Genomic DNA, 22,497 nt, shown 5'->3' with positions numbered 1-22,497 from the left:
ACGCAAATTGGGCAAAGGGTGTAACGTATGTACAGACTGGCTTTCGACATCGGCGGGACATTCACCGATTTCGTCCTCGAGGATACGCGCGATCATTCCTTGCGGCTGTGGAAGGTCCCCTCCTCCACCGGCGCGCCCGCCGATGCGGTGGTCACCGCCTTGCGCGACATGCTGGCTGATGGCGGAATCGTGCCTGGCGACATCTCCGCGATCCTGCACGCCACCACCGTGGCGACCAATGCGATCCTCGAACGCAAGGGCGCGCGAACGGCGCTGGTCACGACGCGCGGCTTCCGCGACATCGCGCTGCTTGGGCGCCAGAAACGTCCCGACACCAACGACATGAACCTGGGCAAGCAGAAACCGTTGCTGTCGCGCTCCGACATCTTCGAGGTAACTGAGCGCATCGAGGCAGATGGCAGCGTCAACACCGCACTCGACACCGAAGAGATGAACCGTATCGCAGAGCAAATCCGGGACGCCGGATACAAGGCCATCGCGGTCATGTTCCTGCATTCCTACGCCAACGCCGCCCACGAACGCGATGCCGGTGCCCGGCTCGCCCAGCTCTGCCCCGACGCGCAGGTTTCGCTGTCTTGCGATGTCTCGCCGAAGTATCGCGAATACGAGCGCGTCACGACGACCTCGGCCAACGCCTATGTGCAGCCCATCGTCCACCGCTACCTTGAACGACTGGAGGGGGCTGTGCATTCCGAGGGGCTCTCCGCCGAATTTCAGATCATGCAGTCGAACGGTGGCCTCGTGTCACCCTCCATCGCCCGCGCCTTCCCGATCCGCATAGTCGAATCCGGGCCCGCCGCGGGGGTGCTCATGTGCGCGCAACTCGGGCGCGAGGAAGGGCTGGATCACCTGTTGACCTTCGACATGGGCGGCACCACGGCCAAGCTGGGGGCGATTGATTTCGGCGAACCCTCCATCGTGCCGACCTTCGAGGTCGACACGATCAAGTTCCGCAAGGGCAGCGGTCTGCCCCTCAACATCACCGCCATCGAGCTTCTGGAAATCGGTGCCGGCGGGGGCAGCATCGCCGAGACCGGCATGGGGCTGATCCGCGTCGGCCCGGCCAGCGCCGGGGCGGTGCCGGGGCCGATTTGCTACGGCGGCGGAGGCACCCGGGCAACGATCACCGATGCCAATCTCGCACTCGGCTATCTCGACCCGAACTATTTCAACGGCGGACTCATGTCGCTCGATCTCACGGCGGCCGAAAGCGGCATCTCCGAGCAGATCGCCGCCCCCCTCGGCCTCAGCACGCCCGAAGCCGCCTGGGGCGTGCATTCCGTGGCCAACAGCAATATGGAACGCGCGATGCGCGTTGTCTCGGTCGAGCGCGGCCGCGACCCGCGCAAGCATGTGCTGATCGCCTTCGGCGGGGCCGGTCCGCTGCACGCCACACGGCTGGCGCGCGCCCTCGGCGTGCCGCGAGTGATGATCCCCTACGGCGCCGGTGTCGGCTCCGCGCTCGGCCTGCTGACGGCGGACAAGAAACTCGACAACAGCCTGACCCGGGTCCTGCCGCTGGACGCGTCACAGATCAGCCCGATCCGCGAGGTGTTCGACCACCTGCGCCAGCGGCTCGACGACGAACTGCGCCATGTCACCGGCGACGGCAGCGGCATCGTCTGGCGGCGCGGCTGCTCTATGCGGTATCGCGGGCAGGGCTACGAACTGCGCGTCGATCTGCCGGATGGCGAGATCGACGAGGGCTTCGTCGCGGCGGCCAAGGCCGCGTTCGAGGACGCCTATCGCGCGAATTACGGCTATGTCGACTCCACAGCCCCGATCGACGGGATCGACTGGCACCTGATGGCGGTGATCCCGCAGGCGACACCGGCCTCCCTTGGACGCATGGCCAGCAACGTGAACGTGTCTGAACCGGCGCTCAAGGGCACGCGCAAGGCCTGTTTCCCCGAGGCCGGAGGCCCGCCCGGCAACTATGTCGAGGCGCAGGTCATCGACCGCTACCTTATGCGCCCCGGCGAGACATTCTCCGGCCCCGCCCTGATCGAGGAGCGCGAATCGACCACCGTCGTACTCCCCGGCGACACCGCCCACCTCACCGAGACCGGGCACCTGATGATTGAAATCAATCTGGAGGGAACGCGATGACCATGCAGGCCACGAAAGACGTCGATCCCGTCACCCTTACTGTCGTCTGGAACAAGTTGATCTCCATCACCGACGAGATGGGCGGGGCGCTGCGCCGCACGGCCTTTTCCGAGGCGGTCCGCGAGGGCGAGGATTTCTCGACCGGGCTTTTCGACCGCCATGGTCGGCTGATGGCCCAAGGCAATTTTACCCCCGGCCATCTCGGGGCGATGCCCTACGTGGTGGGGCACTTGGTCAAGCAGTTCCCGCCCGAAACGCTGCGCGAAGGCGATACGATCTGCACCAACGACTCGTTTCTCGGCGGCAGCCACTTCCCGGATTTCTTCATGATGACTCCGATCTTCCTTGAGGGGCGGTTGATCGGCTACGTGGTCAATACCGCGCATCACGTCGATGTCGGCGGCGCGTTCCCCGGCTCGCAGGCCGTGCAGGGCGTGAGCGAGGCCTATCAGGAAGGCATCCGCGTCCTGCCGGTCAGGATCGGTCGCAACTGGCAACTCGATGATGACATCGTCCGGATCATCCTCGGCAACGTCCGCCTGCCCGACAAGGTGCTGGGTGATCTCAAGGCGCAGCAGAACGCGAACTATGTTGGTTGCAAGCGCGCGGAGGAACTGTTCGCAGATGTCGGCGTCGAGATGATGGACAACATCGTCGAGACCATCCTCGACCGTTCCGAGGCGCGCGCGCGCGAACTGATCGGCGCACTGCCTGATGGTGTCTACAGCTTCGACGACAAGCTAGACGATTACGGACCGGGCAGCCCGCCGGTGGAGGTGTGCGTCGACATCACGATCTCGGGCGACACCGTCACGATAGATTTCTCGCGCAGCAGCGATCAGGTTCCCGCCGCGCTGAATTGCTACATCAACTACACTCGCGCCTATGGCATGTTCGCGATCCGCATCATCTCCGAATTCGACGTGCCGCAGAATGCCGGGGTCGAGCGGGTGGTCAAGGTGATCGCTCGCGAGGGCAGTTTCTTCAACGCGACATTCCCGGCCGCCAGTGGAGGCCGGGCCTCCGTACAAGTGCGTATCTTCGACGCTGTCAACGGCGCCATGTCCAAGGCCGTCCCAGACAAGACGCGCGGCGCGTTCACCCATTGGTGCAACCCCAATATCGGCAGTAACCACAAGTCGAAGAGCCGGTGGGTGATGTATGACCTCATGTTCGGCGGCTATGGTGGGCGCGCAGGCCATGACGGCGAAGAGGGTATGGCCCCGGTGATGAACTGCGCCAACATCCCGGTGGAGGTTCACGAGACCAACAACCCCATCCTGATACGCAGGCTGGAATACCTGCCTGATACCGGTGGCGCGGGCCAGTTCCGCGGCGGCTGCGGTCTGCGAAAGGACGTAGAAATCCGCGATGCGGCTGTTGTTACGCTTCTGGCCGACAGGCACAAGTTCCCGCCCTACGGTCTCCTCGGCGGCCAACCCGGCGCGCTATCGCGCACGGTGCTCATGCGCGACGGACAAGAGCAGGATCTCGGCTCCAAGGAGGTGCGCGAACTGGAACCGGGCGATGTGCTCAGCTTCCGGCTGGCCGGTGCCGGCGGATACGGCCCGCCCGAAAGACGCGCCCGCGAGAGTATCGAGAAGGACCTGCGCGAGGGGTATATCACCCCGGAGGGCGCGCACGCGGCCTATGGCCATATGCCGGAGACCGACGAGTGATGTCCGCGCGGCTGCTGTCCTTGCAGGATGTCTCCGCCGCACGGAAATTCCACACAGACGGACACTGGCAGCACTGGACGATGTACGACCGCCTCTGCCACTGGGCTCGGGCGCAACCGAATGCCTTGGCACTCGAGGACAGCGCCGGGACGTTCAGCTATGGCGACCTGATCGCGTGGGTCGATGGGCTGACCGCGACGCTTGGCGAGGCCGAGCTTCGGCCCGGCGACCGCGTAGCGGTCTGGGCACCGAGCCGGATGGAATCGGTGGTCACCCTCCTGGCCACCTCGCGTATGGGCTGCGTCTGCGTTCCTTCGCTGCACCGAGATCACAACGCGGACGATATCCTCGACATTCTCGACCGCACAAGTGCCCGCGCCCTTGTGGTGGAGCGAGGATACGGGCAGGTTCCCGAGGGCCGGGATTTCATAGCCGAGGCCAAGCGCCTGCCCTCCATGCGCCTAGTCCTGTCGCTCGATCAACTGGTCTTGGACGCGGGGCCAGACATGCTGCGTTTCGGCGGCGCGGTCTCGCCCCGCTCCTGCGCTACGACACCTGCGGGCGATCCCGATCGCATCAGTTACCTGGCGTTCACCTCTGGCACCACCTCGCGCCCCAAGGGTGTCCTGCACAGCGATAACACGCTGCTTTCCAACGGCCGCGCCATCGTCGCGGATTTCGGCTTTGATACCCGGACGGTGGTCTACACGTTCAGCCCGATGAGCCACAACATGGGCACCGTCAGCCTCGCTGTAACACTGAGCTGTGGCGGGCGGCTGGTGCTTCACGGCCCGCTCGATGCCAGGCGCGCACTCGACCGCGTGACCGCGACCGGCGCGACCTATCTCGTGGGCGTGCCCACCCATGGGCTCGACCTCGTGGAACAGCTCGCCCCCGGCGAGCCGCTGGGCAAGGCCCGCGTGTTCCAGCTTGCCGGCGCACCAGTGCCGATGCGCCTCGCCGAGGCGCTACTCGACCGCGGCATCCGCGTTCAGAACTGCTATGGCATGACCGAGAACTGCTCGTTTCTCTACACCCGCGCCGATGACCCGATCGACGTGGTCACCACCACCTGCGGGCACTGTTGCGCGGGCATGGAACTGGCCGTGTTCGACAGCGAAGACCCCGACTGCCCCCTCCCCGAGGGCAGCGCGGGCGAGCTTGGCGTGCGCGGCGCGAGCCAGATGCTGGGCTACTTCGACGACCAGGCGATGACCGAACAGGCGCTCAACGCGGCAGGCTGGTTCATGACCGGCGATCTCGGTATGATAGACGCCAGCGGCAACGTGCACGTCACCGGGCGCAAGAAGGACATGGTCATCCGCGGCGGCAAGAACATCCACCCCGCCCGCGCCGAAGAGCTTGCAATGCGGCACCGCGCAGTGTGGAAGGCGGCGGCCTTCCCGGTACCCGACGACCGCCTGGGCGAGCGCATGTGCCTCGCCGTGATCCCACGCCCCGGGACCACGCCTCCCTCACCGCAGGACCTGCTCGCGCATCTCGCCGAACACGGCCTACCCAAATCGCAGATGCCCGAATACCATCTCGACATGAGCCGGTTTCCAATGACGGCGAGCGGCAAGATCCTGAAGCGCAGCCTGACGTCAGAGGTGACCGCAGGCCGTCTCGTGCCTACCCCGGTGAAATGGTCCGGGGACTGAGACCAGCTGCCCGGCGGCTACATCCCGAATTGCAACTGCATACGAATGCGCTGCGCCACGCGAATATGCTCGCGGGCGGCGGCCTCGGCGGCGTCGTGGTCGCGCGCCTTGATCGCCTTGACGATCCGGCGGTGTTCCTCCAGCGCGGTCTCGGCGCGGCCCGGCGCGTGATAGGTCGTCTTGTGCAGCAGGAGCATGTAATCCTGCGCCGTGCTCAGCAGCCCCAGCAGGTACCGGTTGTGTGCGGTCCGGTACATCATGTGATGAAACTGCCGGTTGATCTGCGACAGGGTTTCGGGGTCCTCGCCTGCATCACGGTGCTTTTCCAGCAGATGCTCCAGCACCTGTATCTCCGACTCGCTGGCATAGCGGGCGGCGAATTTGGCGGCCGATCCCTCCAATATCTCGCGCACGGCATAAAGCTCGGCCGCCTGCTCGGGCGTCAGTTCCGATATGATCGACCCGCGCCGCGAGGCATAGACCGCAAACCCCTCGCTCTCCAGCCGCTTGATCGCCTCGCGCACCGGCGTGCGGCTAACTCCCAGCATGTCCGACAACTCGATTTCCCGAAGTCGCTGACCCGGCTTCAGGCGTCCATCCACAAGCCGCTGGCGCAATTCGTTGTAGACCGACGTGCCCAGCGACGTGGACGCATCCGGTTGGATGGGAGATGCTCGCGCGATGTCCTCACCGTCACGCATGTGTTAAACCTAGTTTGACCATTTCTAAATCCCACAATGCATGACCCCTCCTGTGTCACCGGAACCGTTTGCCGACGCATTATCATGAGTTATCGGCCGAAAAACCATCCCTAATACAAAACGATCCCTCCCTTACAACAATACACCACCGTCGCGCGGGACCACAACCGTAGCATGTCACACATGCCCGGCGTCCCCAGCACTCCCAGCCCGCGCTACAGGAAGGACGGCAGCAGCAACGCGATTTCGGGAATGAAAAACAGCACGAACAGCACTCCGATATCGGCGATCCAGAATTGGACGGAGCCCTTGAAGATATCGCTCGTTTTTACCTCCGGCGCGACGCTCTTGACGGCATAGAGGTTGAGGCCCACAGGTGGCGTTACGGCTCCGATCTCGATAAGCTTGACGAGGATCACGCCGAACCAGATCGGGTCCCACCCGGTGGTCAACACGATGGGCAGGACGATCGGAACGGTCAGCGCCAGAATGCTGATCCCCTCCAGAAAGGTCCCGAGCGCGATATAGAACAGCAGCAAGGTGATAAAGAGCTGGAACGATGTCAGCTCCGCCGCCTTTATCATCTGCGTCAAATTTGTGGTGACGCCGCTGAGCGCGAGGAACTTTCCGAAAAGGATGCTGCCAATCACCAGCAAAAGCACTGCCGCTGAGGTCACGACGGCGTCAATGCTCGCCCCGAAGAAGCGACTCATCGTCAGCTTGCGCTTGGCAAAGCCGATGATCGTCACCACGACGACACCCGCCGCCGAGGCTTCGGTCGGGGTCCAGATGCCGAGCAGGATACCCCCCACCAACACCACCAACACCAGGATGAACGGGCTCGCCCGGACCGAGGAGGACGCCACCTCCCGCAGGGGAAAGCGCGGGCCCGGCGGCGCGATGGAGGGGTTGATCCGCGCCCGTACGAGGATGACGGCGGAGAAGACCAGCGCCGACAAAAGCCCGGGCAGGATGCCCGCGAGTAGCAGCTTGCCGATGGATTGCTCCGCGACGATGCCATAGAAAACCATGATGAGACTGGGCGGCAGCATCATCGCCAGCGTGCCCGAGACCGCGATGATGCCGGTGCTCAACCGGATGGAATACCCGTATCGCTGCATTTCGGGCAGGGCCACCTTGGTCATCGCCGAGGCTGAGGAAATGCTTGATCCGGTGACCGCACCGAACGCCGCCGACGCCAGACAGGCGGCGACGGCAAGACCCCCGGCGAACCGCCCCACCGCCTTGTAGGCCGCGTCGAACAGCTCGCCCACGATGCCCGTATGCGAGGCGATCGCGCCCATCAGGATGAACATCGGGATCACCACATAGGTGATCGACGACGCCACATCGAAGCCGGCGACCAGCATCAGGCTCGTCGCTGCATGCAGGCTGCCAATGATGAGATAAAGCCCGGCCATAGCGGAAAACGCGAGCAACGGCCCCACCGGCACGCCAATGAACAGCAACAGGCCGCCGACACACATCACCAACGCTACGACCGTCCCCTGATCCATCTTACCGTTCCTTGCCTGCGTCTGCCTTCGTTCGTCCGGTCTCGATCAAAGGCGGAATTCAGTTCACGTTCTCAAACCCGGTGCGCCAGTTTCCGTATGATCGCGAGCGCCGCCGCGACCACCGACATCAATGTTCCGATCATGATCGTCCCCCACGGGATCCACATCGGGATCAGCAGACGTCCCTCCAGGTAGACGCCCCGCGCCCAGTTGTCCTGGAGCCGCTCGACGCTGAACCAGAAAATCATCGCAAAGAAGGCGAGCGTCACCAGGCTGGCCAAAACTTCGATCAACCGCTCGACTGGCGCCGGGAAAAATCCCCGCAGCACATCGACCCGAATCTCGCGATCCTGCGTAATGAGATGCGCGAAAGCGAGGTAGACGCTCGCCACGAACGTCACGCGCACGACCTCGCTTGCGCCGATTAGCGGGATGCTCAACGCGCGCATCGTGACCTCGAGCATGATGATGACTGCGATGGCGACCAGCGCGGTCCCGGCGAGCACAGCCAGCGCGAGGGATATCCGGTTTACAAAATGGTCCAGTCTCTGCACGGCAATGACCTCTGTTACGGACACGAAACGACGGTGACATCAGACTGCTGCGGAACCGGATGATCCGCAACTCCTCTGTATCCAGCGGTGGCGCGAATGCTTGCAAATTTCGCACCCAATGCGCGCCGGCCAGCAGAGGTGGCGAAGAAAACGACAGGGCGTAGCGCCCTGCCGTTCCTTGGCGAACGCCGCCCCGTCACTCGTCTTTTGGCCACTCACCAGCGACGTAGGCCGCCGAAAGCTCGCGGTACCGGCTGATGATCGCGTCACCCGGATAGCCCGCCTCGTTGAGATCGGCGGCGGCGCGGTCAAGCTGATTGGGCGTGTTCGCAGCCCAGCGCTTCATATCCGCTTCGCTCATGTAGTTGATCGTTCCCTCACCGTCACGCAGAAGGTTCTCGATTCCCGCCTCGTAGACGCCTTCCATGGCCTGCCCGATGAAGCCGGTCATCTCGAGCGAGACTTCCTCCATTATCTGCTGGATATCCTCGGGCAGCGCCGCGAAGCTGTTGGTGTTCATGGCCACGACCGAGGTGGCGAAGAGCTGCGGCCGCGCCTTTTCCGTCCCGGGGATCAGGATGTGCGGCGCGACCTCGTGCAGAGAATTTGCGTGCAGCCAGTCAGGCGTCGAATAGACACAATCCACAAGTCCGGTGGCCAGCGCCTGATAGGCCTCGGAGCCCGGCACGACGATGGGCTCCACCCCGAGCGCCTCTTGCAGGATCGGGAAATACCGCCCGAAGGTCCGCATCTTCAGCCCCTGGAGGTCATCAATGGATGTAACCTCCCGGTTGCAGATGATGACGTAGGGGTCCGCCGGCAAGGGCAGCATCATGCGCATGTTGCGGTTGGCGTATTCCTCCTGGAATTCGGGAAACTCCGAATGGAGCTGCGCATGGATAAGCGCGACACCCTCCAGGTCGGGCACCTCGTCTGACCAGATGTCGATGATGTTGGTCAAAGCCCCCTCGATCTGGAACTCGCCAGGGAAATAGATCGGGTAGAAGCTGGTGAAGTCCACCAGACCGGCCGATATACCGTCGACATGGTCGCCCAGACTCAGCAGCGCGCCGCCATGGATGATGTCGTAGGTCACGCGCCCGTCGCTGCGCTCGGCGACACGGCTGGCCCATTCCTCTAGGTTCTGGCCACTCTGGACAAAGGCTTCGGGGAAAATATGCGCCCCGCGCAGATGCTCCGTCTGCGCCAAGGCAGGGGTCGTGGCTACGCCCATCGCCAGAACGGCGGATGCCAGCCAGGTTGTTGTAAGTTCCTTCATTTCATCGTCTCCCTATTGCTGATGCGCGGCGGTAGACCGCCATTCGCGCTGTCACTTGAGATCACGGCTCGACCTCATCATTTTTGTTCTTTGCATTCCACGCACGGCCACTGGCGACTTCTCTCCTTTCTCCTTCGCCTTCACCGGCCTGCGCTGTCCCGGCAGCCGAGGCAACGGCATGCCGTTCGGCCCGTCATTTCTCGTTCACCGCAGCGGCGGCAGCAGTCCCAGCCATCTTCCCGAACACCGCGCCCGACATGAGGCCGGTCCCTCCAGGATAGTTGAAATAGAACAGCCCCCCGACCATCTCGCCCGCCGTGTAAAGCCCCGGAATCGGCTCGAGATCGACATCAAGCACTTGCGCCGTCTGCGGATCTATCCGTAGTCCGCCAAAGGTGAACGTGATCCCACAGCCCACCTGGTAGGCTTCGAAAGGACCCTCGTCGATGGTGTTGGCCCAGTTGGATTTGGGTATCTCCAGCCCGACGGTCGACCGCCCGTCCTTGACGTTGGCATTGAACGGGATATCCGTGTTCACCGCCTCGTTGTAGCGGCGGACCTCGTCGAGGAAATTCGCCGCATTCACCCCTTCCAGCTTCTCCGCCAGTTCTTCCAGCGTCGGCGCGGTCACCTTTGACACCTGCTTGATCCTGTATTCGTCGCGCAAGGTGTGAAGGACTTTCTGATCGAATATCTGCCAGGCGAACTGGTTCGGCTGCTCCAGGATCACCCGCCCGTATTTCGCATAGGTGTAGTTGCGGAAATCCGCCCCCTCGTCGACAAACCGCCGCCCGGTCGCGTTGACCATGATACCGAACGGGTAGGAGTGTTTCTGGAAACCATCCCCCACCGCCAAATCACCGAACTCTGGGGCGTTGCGGTCCCAGCCAACGGCATGGCAACCCGACCAGTTGCCCGCGGGCGACGCACCGATATCCAGCGCGATCCGCAACCCGTCACCGGTATTGAATCGCGAGCCCCGCGTCCGCGCGAGCTCCCAGCCGGGGCCGAGATAGCGCGTACGCCACTCGGCATTCGACTCGAAGCCGCCACAAGCCAAGATGACGGTCTTGGCGTGGACCTCCTCGATGGCCGTCCTGGTCTTGACCTTGACGCCTTGGACCGCGTGCCCGTCATGCACCAGCGACACCACCCGCGCGTTGTACCTGATCTCGATCCCGCGCTTGGTGGCGATCTCCGTGAGCCGGTCCACCAGCCCGGGCCCGCCACCCCATGTCTCGACGGTCAGCCCACCCCAGAACTTGAACTTGCCGTCGATCTTGAACGCCTGCCGCCCGTAGATCGGCACGAATCGGATCCCCAGCCCGTGCATCCAACACATCGTGCCCTGAGACTGCCGCACCAGCGCCTCGCACAGGTCCGGGTCCGAGCGAAACTCGGTCACCCGGAACATGTCATCGAAGAACTGCGATTCCGTATAGGTGCCGAAATCGGTCATCGCGACCTCTTCATCGGTCAGGTCCGGCATGATCGCCCGAAGGTCATCCACCCCATCATAGGCAAAGCGGATGGCCCCGGCCGTGAAGCGGGAATTTCCGCCATTCTCCTCTTTCGGCGCGCGCTCCAGCATCAAAACCCGCGCACCGGATTCCGACGCGGCAAGCGCCGCACAAAAGGCCGCATTTCCCGCGCCTACAACGATGACATCCCACTCGACCAAAGCGCTTCTCCTCCGCACCATCAATTATTGGATACAAGTGTACACAAGCGCATTCATGAATCAAGCACGCAATCGGCCGCCATCGCTAAGGACAGGCGAAACGCCCCGGCGCGGCGGCACCAACGGGCGATGCAATCCTGAGAATCCCGTGTGATTGGTCGCTCAGCCGAGAGAATCGATACCCGCGCAGATAAAGCGCTTGAGCCGTGCGATGGTTTCTTGCGGGCAGCTGTCGGCATGCACCAATTCAGCGGTACCCGCCGGGATGCGCGCGAGATTCTCCTGCCCGGCCAGCGTAAAAACGAGAATGCCGATCATGTAGTTGTAGCCCCAGACGACGGCAGTGGGCGTCAGCCCCGGACGCGCCGCCTGAATCGCCGCAATAAACGCCCGCGCCACCTCGTCGTAATATTCCTGAAGATACTCATGCTCTCCGGGATTGGACAAAAGCTGCTTGGAAAACAGCATGATCATCCGCGCCGCCTGCGCCGGGTCGGGCTCGTCGGGATCGAAGAGCGGTTGCAGATAGGCGTCCATGACATCTTCGAGATCGGCCCGCCCGGCAGCCCGGTAGCGCTCCAGGAGGTCGAGCCGCCGGGCGTTCACCGGCACGATCCTTCGCAGGAAGGCAGCTTCGAACAGCCCGACCTTAGATCCGAAATAATAGTTCGCCGAGGCAAGATGCCGCCCCGATGCGGCGGCAATCTCGCGCATCGAGACCGCCGAAAATCCCTTGGTCGAAAAAAGCCGCTCCGCGGCGTCGAGGATGGCCCGCGCACTTTCCGTATAGGCGGGCGCCTCGTCCTCGGCGGACGCAGGGCGATCGTTTCCTGGCAATTTCCGGGTCATGTCAGCCGTCATTCCGTTTTCCTCCAGGCGACTATGCGGCCCCGGTCCCGCATCAGCAAGGTCGCAAACTTAGCTCTTGAACGAACGTTCGAATTATGCCGATACTCATAGCGGGAATCCAGTGGGGAGGCGGACATATGTGGCGGATTGGCGTGGACATCGGAGGAACATTCACCGACGTCGCCGTGATCGACGAAGGCGGATCGGCCATCGGGCTCGCAAAGACCGCGACCACCCAGGACGATTTCAGCCGCGGCGTCATGGAGGGGCTGCGCGACGCGTTGCGCGACCAGCAGGTCGTGCCCTCCGAGGTCAGCCTACTGTCGCACGCCACCACCGTTGTCACCAACGCCCTGCTCGAGGAAAAGGGCGCGCGCGCCGCGCTCGTCACAACGCGGGGCTTCCGGGATGTGCTGGAACTGCGCCGCTCGGCCCGGGCCGACCTCTACGATCTTTTCCAGGATCCTCCCTCGGTCCTTATCCCGCGCCACCGCAGGCTCGAGGTGAACGAACGGATATCGGCCCGGGGCGAGGTAGTCACCGCGCTGGACAGTGCCGACGCCGAACGCATCATCGAGCAGTTGCGCGCGATGGATGTCGAGGCGGTCGCCATCACGCTGCTCTTCTCGTTCCTCAACGATTCGCACGAGCGCGCGCTGGGGGCCATGATCCGCGCCGCCCTGCCCCATCTCAAGGTGTATCTCTCCTGCGATATCCTCCCCGAGGTGCAGGAGTTTGAACGTACCAGCACCACGGCGGTCTGCGCCTATGTCGGCCCGCTGCTGCACTCCTACCTCCACGGCCTGCAGGAGGCAACGCAAGCGCTCGGCCTGCCGAAACTGCGCGTCATGGGCTCGGCGGGCGGCGTGGTCGACGTGCCCGAGGCGCTGCGCATGCCCGCCGCCATCGTCGAATCGGGGCCCGCCGCCGGTGTCATGGCGGCCCGCCTCATGGGGCGTCAGACCGGACGCGACACGCTGCTCTCCTTCGACATGGGCGGCACCACCGCCAAGGCCTGCCTGATCCTCGACGGCAAGGTCGAGACGACCGCCGAATACGAGGTCGGCGGCAGCGGCAACCAGAACCGCTGGCTGCACGGCACCGGCCACGCGATCCGCGTGCCGGTGGTCGACCTCGCCGAGGTCAGCGCCGGGGGCGGCAGCATCGCCTGGCTCGACCGCGCGGGGGCCTTGCAGGTCGGCCCGCACAGCGCGGGCGCCACCCCCGGCCCCGCCTGCTACGGGCGCGGCGGCGATCAACCCACGGTCACGGATGCCAACCTGGTGCTGGGCTATCTCGACGCGGCGTCGCTACTGGGCGGGCAGATGGATATCGACAAAGAGGCCAGCATCCGCGCGCTGACCGATCGGATCGCCACCCCTCTCGGCCAGACCCCGCGCGAGGCGGCGGCGGCCATCCTGCGCATCGTCAACCACTCGATGGCCGAGGCGCTGCGCATCGTGTCGGTCGAGCGCGGCCACGATCCGCGACAGTTCGGCCTCATCGCCTTTGGCGGCGCGGGCCCGCTGCACGCCGCCGCCCTCGCCGAGGAACTCGACATGCCCGAGGTGATCATCCCGCCGGTCCCGGGCGGGTTCTCGGCGCTCGGCCTCGTCGGCAGCGATATCCGGCGCGACTACGCCCAGACGCTCTATGCCGATCTCGCCACCCTCGACCCGTCAGAGGCCGAGGCGATCTGGCAGGAGATGGAGACCGACGGCCGCGCCATGCTGGAACAGACCGGCATCGACACAAGCCGCTGGTCGGTCGCGCGCAGCGCCGGGCTGCGCTATTCCCGGCAGGCCTACGAACTGACCGTGCCCTACGACGGCACCGAGGCCACGCGCGACGGGCTCGATGCGCTCGCCCGAGCGTTTCACGATGTCCACCGCCAGACCTACGGACATCACAACCCCGACGAGCCGGTTCACCTGATGACCCTCCGGCTCACCGTGACCGGCGCGCTTCCGCCGCTGGAGCTTCGCCAGGACGGCACCACCGGAGGCAACAGCCTCAAGGGCCGCCGCACGGTCTGGTTCGAGCGGACCGGCGAGGTCGATTGCGCCATCCACGACCGCGCCCGGATGCAACCGGACGAGACGCTCACCGGCCCGGCTGTGATCGAATCCTACGACAGCACCATCGTCGTTCCGCCGGGCTGGATCGCCCGCAACGATGATCGTGGCTGCATTTGCATGGAGCGCAGAACATGACCGACCAATCCCCCCAGGGGCCCGCCATGACATCGGGCGCCGATCCCGCGACCTTCACGATCATCCGCAACAGCCTGCTCAAGGCGACCGAGGAAATGAAGATCGTCCTCGCCAAGACCGCCTTTTCCCCGGTGCTCAAGGTGGCGGGCGATTATTCCTGCGGCATTTTCGACGCCGCCGGGCGCATGGTGGCACAAGGCCCGGATCTGCCGGTCCATCTCGGCTCCATGCCGGTCGCCGTCATGGCCGTCGCCCGCGCCTTCGACGGCGATATCCACGACGGCGACATATTCATCCACAACGACCCCTACCAGGGCGGCACCCACCTGCCCGACGTCAACGTCGTCACCCCCGCCTTCCATGACGGGCGGTTGCTGGGCTTTGCCTGCCTGCGGGCGCATTGGCCCGATATCGGCGGCGACACGCCGGGAAGCTACGGCACCGTGACCAGCATCTTCGGCGAGGGGCTGCGGCTGCCGCCGGTGCGGCTCTATTCCAAGGGCCAGCCACAGCGCGACATCCACTCCATCATCACCGCGAACGTGCGCACGCCCGACGAGCGCATGGGCGATCTCAACGCCCAGGTGGCCGCCAACGCCCGCGCCTGCACCCGCCTTTCGGCGCTCGCTGGGCGCTACGGCACCGACCTGCTGATCGCCGTGATGGAGGATGTCCTCGACTACTCGGAACAGCTCATGCGGATGCGCCTCGCCGACCTGCCCGATGGCGACGCCGTGTTCGAGGACTGGCTCGATGGTGACGGCATCCTCGAGAACGGCGAGACCACCGACGCGACCATCCCCATCCGCATGCGGCTGCAAAAATCCGGGCAGGATATCAGGGTGGATTTCGACGGCTCGTCGCCCGCGGTCGCGGGCCCGATCAACGCGCCCCTCGCCGTCACAGCGTCCGGGGTTTATTGCGCGCTCAAGATGATCATCGACCCCGACGATCTCATCCCCCCCAATTCCGGGGCATGGCGCGCGATCAGCATCGACGCCCCCGAGGACAGCGTCGTCAACGCGCGCTACCCCTCGCCGGTGGTCTATGCCAATACCGAGATGTCGCACCGCGTCTGCGACATGGTCTTTGGCGCCGCAGCCGCCTTCTGGCCCGGAAACGTCATGGCCTGCTCGCAAGGCACCTCCGGCGTCGTCACCTTCGGCGGCACCGACCCGAGAAACGCGCGCGGCTATGTCAGCTACGAGGTGGTCAAGGGCGGTATGGGCGCGCGCCCCGGCAAGGACGGCATCACCGCGATCTGCGCGGGCATCGCCAACACCATGAACACGCCGGTCGAGATCGTCGAGCTTAGCTTTCCGCTCCGGGTCGAGCGCTACGAGATCGTTGACGACAGTGGCGGCCCGGGCCGGTTCCGCGGCGGCCTCGGAGTGCGGCGAAGCTGGCGGGTGCTCGACGGACGGGCCGAAGCGACCGTCTGTTTCGAGCGCACGATATCACCGCCCTTCGGCGTCTGCGGCGGCGAAGACGCGGCCCCGGCACAGGTCCGCGTGATCGACCCCGAGGGCCGCGAGACCCCACTCAACAGCAAGCAATCGGTGACGCTCGAACCGGGCTGGATCGTGGACGTGATCGCCCCCGGCGGCGGCGGCTACGGGCCTGTAGCCGAGCGCGACCCCGCCGCGATCCGCCGCGACCTGCGCGAAGACTACGTATCGCACAACAGCGCCCGTGAGACCTACGGCATCACGCCGGACACGCTCTGACAGCGCTCCGGACAGAAAAGGCCGCGCCATGACTTATCCGAACATCGACATGCTGATTGATGGCCGCTGGATCGGCGGCGCGGCGGCGATCCCCGTATTTGATCCGGCGACCGAGTCCATCATCGGCCACGCCCCGGCCATCGACGCGCCGACGCTCGCGGGCGCGGTGGCAGCGGCCGCACGCGGCTTCTCGGTCTGGCGCGACACGCCCCCGGCCGAGCGGTGCCGGATCATGCTCCGAGCCACCGACCTGATCCGCGCCCGCCGCGAAGAGATCGCCGCAACCATGACCCTCGAACAGGGCAAGCCCATCGTTCAGGCCCGCGCCGAGGTGGATCGCGCCGCCGATATCCTGGCCTGGGATGCCAACGAGGGGCTGCGCGTCTACGGTCGCATCATCCCGGCGGCCCCGGGGCTCAGCCACAGTGTGCTGCGGCGGCCCATCGGCCCCGTCGCGGCCTTCTCTCCGTGGAATTTTCCCGCCAGTTCACCGGCGCGCAAGATCGGCGGCGCGCTCGCGGCGGGCTGCTCGATCATCCTCAAGCCGTCCGAGGAAACGCCGGGCACGGCGGTCCTGATGGCCCACGCCTTCCAAGAGGCCGGGCTCCCGCCCGGCGTGCTTAACCTCGTGTTCGGCGATCCCGCGCATATCTCAGAGACCCTGATCGCCCGGCCAGAAGTCCGGCTGGTGACCTTCACCGGCTCGATCCCTGTCGGCAAGCATCTCGCGGCGCTTGCCAGCGCGCAGATGAAACCGACGATCATGGAGCTTGGCGGCCACGGCCCGGTCATCATCTGCAAGGATGCCGATATCGAGCGCGCCGCCCGGCTCTGCGTCACGGCAAAGGCACGCAACGCGGGCCAAGTCTGCGTCGCGCCCACCCGGTTCCTTGTCGAGGCCCCGGTGCATGCCACCTTCGTCGATGCGGTCTTGCGGCACTTGGCCCCGCTCGTGACTGGCAACGGTATGGACGAGGCCACGGATATTGGCCCCCTCGCCAATGCCCGCCGCATCACGGCGATGGAGGAATTCGTTTCCGACGCCACGGAACGCGGCGCTGAGCTGCGGGCGGGGGGTGCCCGGATCGGCGGGCCGGGCCTGTTCTTTCCACTGACGGTTCTCGACCGCGTGCCGCTCAATGCCCGCGCCATGCACGAAGAGATTTTCGGTCCAATCATGGCGATCCGCCCAGTCGCGGATATCGACGAGGCGATCAAGATCGCCAACGCGACCGACTACGCCCTAGCGGCCTATGCCTTCACCGGGTCGGCCCGGATCATCGACCGGCTCGGTCGCGAGCTTGAATGCGGCAATCTCGCCGTCAATCACATGACAGCCTCCTTTCCCGAAACACCGTTCGGTGGCGAGGCACAGTCAGGTCACGGCCGCGAAGGCGGCACCGAGGGGCTCGACGGCTACACCGTGACCCGGCTCGTGTCCGTCGATACCCGCTGAGCGCACGTCAGCCCGAGGGCCTCACACGTTGGCAAAGGCGGCCTCGAGCGATGGCCGCAACCGGCGCATCATCTCATCGATTTCCGGCTCGGTGATGATGAATGGCGGTGCAAAGGCGAGCCTCTCGCCGATCAGCCTCAAGATCAGCCCGCGCGATCGCGCTTCGCGGTCAAGCCGCGCCATGACCCCGGAGGATTGGTCCAACGGCGCACGACTCTCACGATCCGTCACAAGCTCGATCCCTGCCATGAGCCCCACGCCGTTCACGTCACCGATGAAATCGTAATCATAGAGCGTGCGCAGTTGCTCGATCATGTAGCCGCCAATCTCCCGCGTGCGCCGTGCGACGTCCATTTCCTCGTAGATGCGCAGGGTCTCCAGCGCAACGGCGGAACTCACCGGATGCCCCGAATAGGTGAAGCCGTGGGCGAAATTACCCAGCTTTTCACTCTGCGACAGCATCGCCTCGTGCACCCGCTCGCCGATCAGCAGCGCCGAAATCGGCATCATACCCGCCGAGAGCGCCTTGGCGCAGGTCATGATGTCGGGTTCGAGATCAAACGTCTCGGTCCCCCACATGTTGCCCGTGCGCCCGAACCCGCAGATCACCTCGTCGGCCACGAGCAGCACGTCATACCGCTTCAGCACCGCCTGTATCTTTTCGAAATAGCTGCGCGGCGGCACCACCGCGCCCCCGGCCCCCATCACCGGCTCGGCAAAGAACGCGGCAACGGTCTCAGGCCCCTCATCGAGGATCAGCCGCTCCAGCGACTCGGCCATGCGCGTGGCGAACGCCTCCTCGCTTTCGCCCTCCTCGTGAAAGCGGAAATAGTTGGGAAACTCGGTATGACGGAACATCGACAGCGGCAGGTTGAAATCCACATGCATGTCGCGCTTGCCCGACACGCTGTTCGACGCGATGGTCGTGCCGTGATAGGCACGCTCGCGGCCGATGATTTTGCATTTCTCCGGCTGGCCCTTGGCGGCGAAATAATACCAGGCCAGCTTGATCGCCGTGTCGTTCGCCTCCGAGCCCGAGCACTGGAACAGCACTTTCGACATGCCCTCGGGCGCCATCTCGATGAGCTTTTCCGCAAGCAGAATGCTCGGTTCGTTCGAGTGGTGCCGAAACGTGTGATAGGCCCCCAGCTTGCACATCTGATCATATGCCACCTGCGCCAGCCGCTCGTTGGCATAGCCTAGCGACGAGCACCACAGCCCCGACGAGACGTCGAGATAGGCGCGCCCGTCATCGTCGCGCACGAAAACGCCGTCGCCACCCTCCATGATGACGGGGCCCGATGTCATATGCTTCGCAAGGTTGGTCTGCGGATGCACGGCATAAGCCACGTCGCGCGCGGCCAGCGAATTCGGCTTGAAGCGGTCGTTCATGTTCAAATCCTGCAAAGTTCGATCCAGCATTCGCGCACGCGGGCCGACCTGCTCGGATACGGACCGCTGCACCGCCACAGCTTACCCGGATTTGCCCGGTCCAGAAGTCTTCTCTCACGAAGCGCATTTCGCGAAAACGCTCAGCCAGGCGCTGCCCACGCCGGGTGCCCACCCCGCACTCAGGCAATAATTGGAACTTGTCTCATTAATGGAAACAAATCCCGATCAATCGAGCCCCGCCCCGACCATCACGATCATGCCCACCCCCACGCGCTCCCCGACCCGCGCCCAGCGCGAACCGCGCCATTCCTATCGTGGCAAAAGGCCAATGTGCCTCACCCATCCCACGCCCAGCACCATAGACACCACTCCCTGCACGCCGCGAAGGGCGCAGACATACCCAGTTCCAAAAATTTGACATACCGCGGAATCCGTGCATCAACTACACAAGGACATCCGGTGATCGGAGCGCGATCACCGGCCCCCGACACCGACCGGAGGCGACATCTCGGCCATGGCAGGCTTCACCATCGAATACCCCGGAACGCTGGCCGAGGCGCTGTCACTGCTCGATCCCGACGATCCCTCGGTGCGCCCCGTCGGCGGCGGCACCGCGCTGATGCTGATGATGAAATCGCAGCTTTTTCACCCCAAGAGGCTGGTCAGCCTGTCACGGCTGAAGGACCCGATGACGGGATGCCGCGACGACGGCGACCATATCCGCATCGGTGCCATGGCCACGCTTTCGCAGCTTGAACATTCGCCGCTCATCGCCGCCGAATTCCCGGTGGTCTGCGCCGCCATGGCCACTCTCGCCAATGTCCGTGTCCGCAACGTCGCGACGGTCGGCGGCAATCTCGCGCATGGCGATCCTCATCTCGACCTGCCACCGATCTGGGCGGCGCTCGGTGCCGAGGCGATCATCGACGGCCCCTCCGGCCCCCGCCACGTGAAGGTCGCCGACCTCTTCCACGGATACTACGAGACCGACGTCGCGGATGGCGAACTCATCACCGAAATCCGCGTTCCGCGCCGGCCCGGTTGGCGCGCCACCTACCGCAAGGTGACGACGCGCGCGATCCATGACTGGCCTGCGCTCGGCGTCACCCTCGCCGCACGCTTCGACGACGACCGGATCGCCGATATCCGCATCGTGCTGAGCGCCGCCGTCGACATCCCCCAGCGCCTCACAGGGGCCGAGGAGGTGCTGCGCGGGCAGCGCCCCGACGCGGCACTGCTTGCCCGCGCGGGCGACGCCGCCGCAGCGGAAGCGCCGATGGAGCACGACAGCCGCGGATCGGTCGATTACAAGGCCCACCTCCTTAAGGTCCACATCCTGCGCGGCATGAACGAAATCGGAAAGGGCTGAGCACATGTCGGCGACAAAAGCGAGCCACGCCATCGGCCAGTCGATCCCGCGGCTCGAATCCCGCGACAAGGTCACCGGGCGCACCGAATACGTCCATCACCTCGTGCTGCCGGGGATGCTGCACGGCAAGATCCTCCGCAGCGACCGCCCCCATGCCCGCATCCGCGCCATCGATACCGCCGCCGCCGCCGCCCTGCCCGGCGTGTTCCGTGTTGTGACAATCGACGATATCCGCACGGTCATCCCGCACCCCTATTACGGCCCCGCCTTCCACGATCAGCCCATCCTCGCCGATGGCAAGGTGCGTTTCGCGGGCGAGCCCGTCGCCGTGGTGCTGGCGGCGGACAGGCATATCGCCCAACAGGCACTGGAGCTTATTGACGTCGATTACGTGGAACTACCGTTCGTCGAGGACGAGATCGAAGCGCTCCACAGCGACGTTCGCGTGCATGACACGCTCAAGCCCGCGGCCACCTTTCCGGACCTCAAACACCTCAAGGGCGTCCGCGACACCAATGTCGCGCTCCAGTACAGGCTGGATCGCGGCGACACCGAGGCCGCCTTTGCTAGCGCCGATCACGTCTTCGAGCACAGTTTCAAGGCACAGCCGGTCATGCACACGCCGATGGAGCCCTTCGTCGCGGTGGCGGATATGCGCGACGACCGGCTGACGCTCCACACCTCGACGCAAAGCCCTTCCTTCGTGCGCATCGAGATCGCCCGCCTTCTCGGTTGGCCCGAAAACCGCGTGCGGGTCAAGGTGCCCCATCTCGGCGGCGGCTTCGGCGGCAAGCTCTACATCAAGCTCGAGGCGCTCGTGACCGCCCTCTCCATGCTGGCTCGGCTTCCGGTCAAGATTTCGCTCACCATGGAAGAACAGTTCTTCATGGTCACCCGCCACGGCTGCACCTTCCGGATCAAGAGTGGCGTGGACAAGGATGGGCGGCTCGTGGCCCGGCGCTGCGACATCGTGTGGAACGGCGGTGCCTATGCCGATATCGGCCCCCGTGTTACGCAAAAGGCCGGGTTCACCGCTGCCGGCCCCTACGACATCGACAATGTCACCATCCGCTCCTCGGCGGTCTACACCAACCGGCCCCCGGCGGGCGCGCTGCGTGGCTTCGGTGCCCCGCAGACGGCCTGGGCCTACGAGCGCCACACCGACATCATCGCGCGGGAGCTGGGGATCGACCCGCTCGAATTCCGTCGCAGGAACCTGCTGCGCGAGGACCGTCCGCAGGCCACAGGGACGCCGATGACCAATGCCGCGCTTCAACCGGTCCTCGACCGCGTCGCGCAAATCCTCGACTGGAAAACGCCCCTCGTCCGTCGCGACGGGCATATCTTCCGCGGGCGCGGATTGGCCCTCGGATTCAAGGGGATCACCGCGCCGACGACATCGGTCGCGATCGTCAATCTTTACGCCGACGGCAGTTGCGGGCTCTATATCAGCACCGTTGACATGGGCCAGGGTTCCGATACCGCCATGGCTCAGATCGTCGCCGAGGAACTGGGCCTCAACCCCGCCTCCATCCGGGTCATCAACCCCGATACCGACGTGACACCCTATGATATGGGCACGCTGGGATCGCGCTCCACCTTCCACATGGGCAACGCGGTGCGCGAGGCCGCGGCCGACATGCGCAACAAGATCGCCGCCCTCGCCACCGCGTTCGGCCTGCCCGAGGGGCATAACGTGCCACCCTCGGAATTGTTGCGCAGGAAATACGGGATGCAGGCGGGCAATATCGTCGGGGTCGGCAGCTTTATCCCCGATTACCAGAAGCCCGCCCCTGCGACCGGCCAGTCGCCGAAGGCGACGCCGTTCTGGGGCGTCGGGGCCTGCGGGGCCGAGGTTGAGGTCGACAGCGACACCGGCCATGTCACCGTCACGAAACTGGTCAGTGTTGGCGATATAGGCACCCCGATCAACCCGCGGCTCGCCACCGCGCAACTGTCCGGCGCGGCGATCATGCAGCTTGGCTTCACCATGACCGAAAAGATGGATTTCTCCGACGGCCAGCTCACCAACGGATCGCTTGCAGATTACAAGATTCCCGGCCTGCTCGACATACCGGCCAGCTTCATCAACGAATACGTGGAAAACACCCAGGGCACCGGCCCGTTCGGTGCCAAGGGTGCCGGCGAGACCAGCAGCATCGCGCTCTCCCCGGCCATCGGCAACGCCGTCTCCGACGCCATCGGTGCCGAGGTGACGGAAACGCCGCTCACGCCCGAAACCGTCTTCCGCGTTATGCAATCCGCCAGCCGCGCCGACCGCTCCTAAAG

The 22,497-nt window shown here is 64.9% G+C and carries 15 protein-coding genes; 8 read left to right on the top strand and 7 right to left on the bottom strand.

What is annotated here, in order from left to right; genetic code table 11:
* Nucleotides 1-27 precede the first annotated feature (27 nt).
* The 3 genes from C6W92_RS14505 to C6W92_RS14495 are packed head-to-tail and all read left to right on the top strand — an operon-like array spanning nucleotide 28 to nucleotide 5,470.
* Nucleotides 28-2,130: a hydantoinase/oxoprolinase family protein gene (locus C6W92_RS14505; protein ID WP_129434409.1), complete on the top strand. Its 2,103-nt coding sequence runs from the start codon at nucleotides 28-30 to the stop codon at nucleotides 2,128-2,130.
* Between the two features lie 2 nt (nucleotides 2,131-2,132).
* The gene (locus C6W92_RS14500; RefSeq protein WP_164989248.1) at nucleotides 2,133-3,809 is read left to right on the top strand and encodes a hydantoinase B/oxoprolinase family protein; all 1,677 of its coding nucleotides are present in this window, start codon (nucleotides 2,133-2,135) and stop codon (nucleotides 3,807-3,809) included.
* Nucleotides 3,809-5,470, top strand: a complete 1,662-nt coding sequence (locus C6W92_RS14495) for a class I adenylate-forming enzyme family protein (protein WP_129434407.1) — start codon at nucleotides 3,809-3,811, stop codon at nucleotides 5,468-5,470. The genes C6W92_RS14500 and C6W92_RS14495 overlap by 1 nt, the downstream gene beginning before the upstream one ends.
* 17 nt (nucleotides 5,471-5,487) lie before the next feature.
* Here the strand turns inward: C6W92_RS14495 and C6W92_RS14490 are convergent, their stop codons facing one another.
* The 6 genes from C6W92_RS14490 to C6W92_RS14465 form a co-directional block, all read right to left on the bottom strand.
* The gene (locus tag C6W92_RS14490; protein WP_104018530.1) at nucleotides 5,488-6,171 is read right to left on the bottom strand and encodes a GntR family transcriptional regulator; all 684 of its coding nucleotides are present in this window, start codon (nucleotides 6,169-6,171) and stop codon (nucleotides 5,488-5,490) included.
* A 215-nt stretch (nucleotides 6,172-6,386) separates the two neighbouring features.
* Nucleotides 6,387-7,688: a TRAP transporter large permease gene (locus C6W92_RS14485; RefSeq protein WP_129434406.1), complete on the bottom strand. Its 1,302-nt coding sequence runs from the start codon at nucleotides 7,686-7,688 to the stop codon at nucleotides 6,387-6,389.
* 71 nt (nucleotides 7,689-7,759) lie between these two features.
* The gene (locus tag C6W92_RS14480) at nucleotides 7,760-8,194 is read right to left on the bottom strand and encodes a TRAP transporter small permease (protein ID WP_129434405.1); all 435 of its coding nucleotides are present in this window, start codon (nucleotides 8,192-8,194) and stop codon (nucleotides 7,760-7,762) included.
* A gap of 244 nt (nucleotides 8,195-8,438) precedes the next feature.
* Nucleotides 8,439-9,521: a TRAP transporter substrate-binding protein DctP gene (gene dctP, locus C6W92_RS14475; RefSeq protein WP_129434404.1), complete on the bottom strand. Its 1,083-nt coding sequence runs from the start codon at nucleotides 9,519-9,521 to the stop codon at nucleotides 8,439-8,441.
* Between the two features lie 193 nt (nucleotides 9,522-9,714).
* Nucleotides 9,715-11,202, bottom strand: a complete 1,488-nt coding sequence (gene tcuA / locus C6W92_RS14470) for an FAD-dependent tricarballylate dehydrogenase TcuA (RefSeq protein ID WP_241691172.1) — start codon at nucleotides 11,200-11,202, stop codon at nucleotides 9,715-9,717.
* 162 nt (nucleotides 11,203-11,364) lie between these two features.
* Nucleotides 11,365-12,051, bottom strand: a complete 687-nt coding sequence (locus tag C6W92_RS14465; RefSeq protein ID WP_164989247.1) for a TetR/AcrR family transcriptional regulator — start codon at nucleotides 12,049-12,051, stop codon at nucleotides 11,365-11,367.
* A 137-nt stretch (nucleotides 12,052-12,188) separates the two neighbouring features.
* Between C6W92_RS14465 and C6W92_RS14460 the strand changes: the two genes are divergently transcribed.
* From C6W92_RS14460 to C6W92_RS14450, 3 genes are read left to right on the top strand one after another with little or no spacing between them, the layout of a single operon-like run.
* Complete coding sequence (locus C6W92_RS14460; protein WP_164989246.1) at nucleotides 12,189-14,264, top strand: hydantoinase/oxoprolinase family protein; 2,076 nt, start codon at nucleotides 12,189-12,191, stop codon at nucleotides 14,262-14,264.
* Nucleotides 14,261-15,991, top strand: a complete 1,731-nt coding sequence (locus C6W92_RS14455) for a hydantoinase B/oxoprolinase family protein (protein ID WP_129434400.1) — start codon at nucleotides 14,261-14,263, stop codon at nucleotides 15,989-15,991. Before C6W92_RS14460 ends, C6W92_RS14455 begins: the two co-directional genes overlap by 4 nt.
* 28 nt (nucleotides 15,992-16,019) lie before the next feature.
* Nucleotides 16,020-17,447 carry an NAD-dependent succinate-semialdehyde dehydrogenase gene (locus C6W92_RS14450; RefSeq protein ID WP_129434399.1) on the top strand — a complete coding sequence of 476 codons (1,428 nt, stop codon included), beginning with the start codon at nucleotides 16,020-16,022 and terminating at the stop codon, nucleotides 17,445-17,447.
* 21 nt (nucleotides 17,448-17,468) lie between these two features.
* Here the strand turns inward: C6W92_RS14450 and C6W92_RS14445 are convergent, their stop codons facing one another.
* Nucleotides 17,469-18,839, bottom strand: coding sequence for an aminotransferase (locus tag C6W92_RS14445; RefSeq protein ID WP_129434398.1), 1,371 nt, complete (start codon nucleotides 18,837-18,839; stop codon nucleotides 17,469-17,471).
* A 514-nt stretch (nucleotides 18,840-19,353) separates the two neighbouring features.
* Here C6W92_RS14445 and C6W92_RS14440 point away from each other — a divergent pair.
* Together C6W92_RS14440 and C6W92_RS14435 are read left to right on the top strand one after the other, a co-directional pair.
* Nucleotides 19,354-20,208 carry a xanthine dehydrogenase family protein subunit M gene (locus C6W92_RS14440; RefSeq protein WP_129434397.1) on the top strand — a complete coding sequence of 285 codons (855 nt, stop codon included), beginning with the start codon at nucleotides 19,354-19,356 and terminating at the stop codon, nucleotides 20,206-20,208.
* Between the two features lie 4 nt (nucleotides 20,209-20,212).
* Nucleotides 20,213-22,495, top strand: a complete 2,283-nt coding sequence (locus C6W92_RS14435) for a xanthine dehydrogenase family protein molybdopterin-binding subunit (protein ID WP_129434396.1) — start codon at nucleotides 20,213-20,215, stop codon at nucleotides 22,493-22,495.
* Nucleotides 22,496-22,497: the final 2 nt, after the last annotated feature.

It is taken from the genome of Roseovarius sp. A46, from assembly GCF_004126395.1.
In the GTDB taxonomy this organism is placed as follows: Bacteria; Pseudomonadota; Alphaproteobacteria; order Rhodobacterales; family Rhodobacteraceae; genus Roseovarius; species Roseovarius nitratireducens.
Note: the sequence above shows the minus strand (reverse complement) of the source record. Positions and strands in the feature narration are given on the sequence as shown.

Coding starts and splice junctions, on each gene's coding strand:
- C6W92_RS14485 (WP_129434406.1), bottom strand. CDS start 7,688: ATGGATCAGGGGACGGTCGTAGCGTTGGTGATGTGTGTCGGCGGCCTG.
- C6W92_RS14445 (WP_129434398.1), bottom strand. CDS start 18,839: ATGAACGACCGCTTCAAGCCGAATTCGCTGGCCGCGCGCGACGTGGCT.
- C6W92_RS14440 (WP_129434397.1), top strand. CDS start 19,354: ATGGCAGGCTTCACCATCGAATACCCCGGAACGCTGGCCGAGGCGCTG.
- dctP (WP_129434404.1), bottom strand. CDS start 9,521: ATGAAGGAACTTACAACAACCTGGCTGGCATCCGCCGTTCTGGCGATG.
- C6W92_RS14500 (WP_164989248.1), top strand. CDS start 2,133: ATGCAGGCCACGAAAGACGTCGATCCCGTCACCCTTACTGTCGTCTGG.
- C6W92_RS14435 (WP_129434396.1), top strand. CDS start 20,213: ATGTCGGCGACAAAAGCGAGCCACGCCATCGGCCAGTCGATCCCGCGG.
- C6W92_RS14455 (WP_129434400.1), top strand. CDS start 14,261: ATGACCGACCAATCCCCCCAGGGGCCCGCCATGACATCGGGCGCCGAT.
- C6W92_RS14505 (WP_129434409.1), top strand. CDS start 28: ATGTACAGACTGGCTTTCGACATCGGCGGGACATTCACCGATTTCGTC.
- C6W92_RS14495 (WP_129434407.1), top strand. CDS start 3,809: ATGTCCGCGCGGCTGCTGTCCTTGCAGGATGTCTCCGCCGCACGGAAA.
- C6W92_RS14490 (WP_104018530.1), bottom strand. CDS start 6,171: ATGCGTGACGGTGAGGACATCGCGCGAGCATCTCCCATCCAACCGGAT.
- C6W92_RS14450 (WP_129434399.1), top strand. CDS start 16,020: ATGACTTATCCGAACATCGACATGCTGATTGATGGCCGCTGGATCGGC.
- C6W92_RS14465 (WP_164989247.1), bottom strand. CDS start 12,051: ATGACCCGGAAATTGCCAGGAAACGATCGCCCTGCGTCCGCCGAGGAC.
- C6W92_RS14460 (WP_164989246.1), top strand. CDS start 12,189: ATGTGGCGGATTGGCGTGGACATCGGAGGAACATTCACCGACGTCGCC.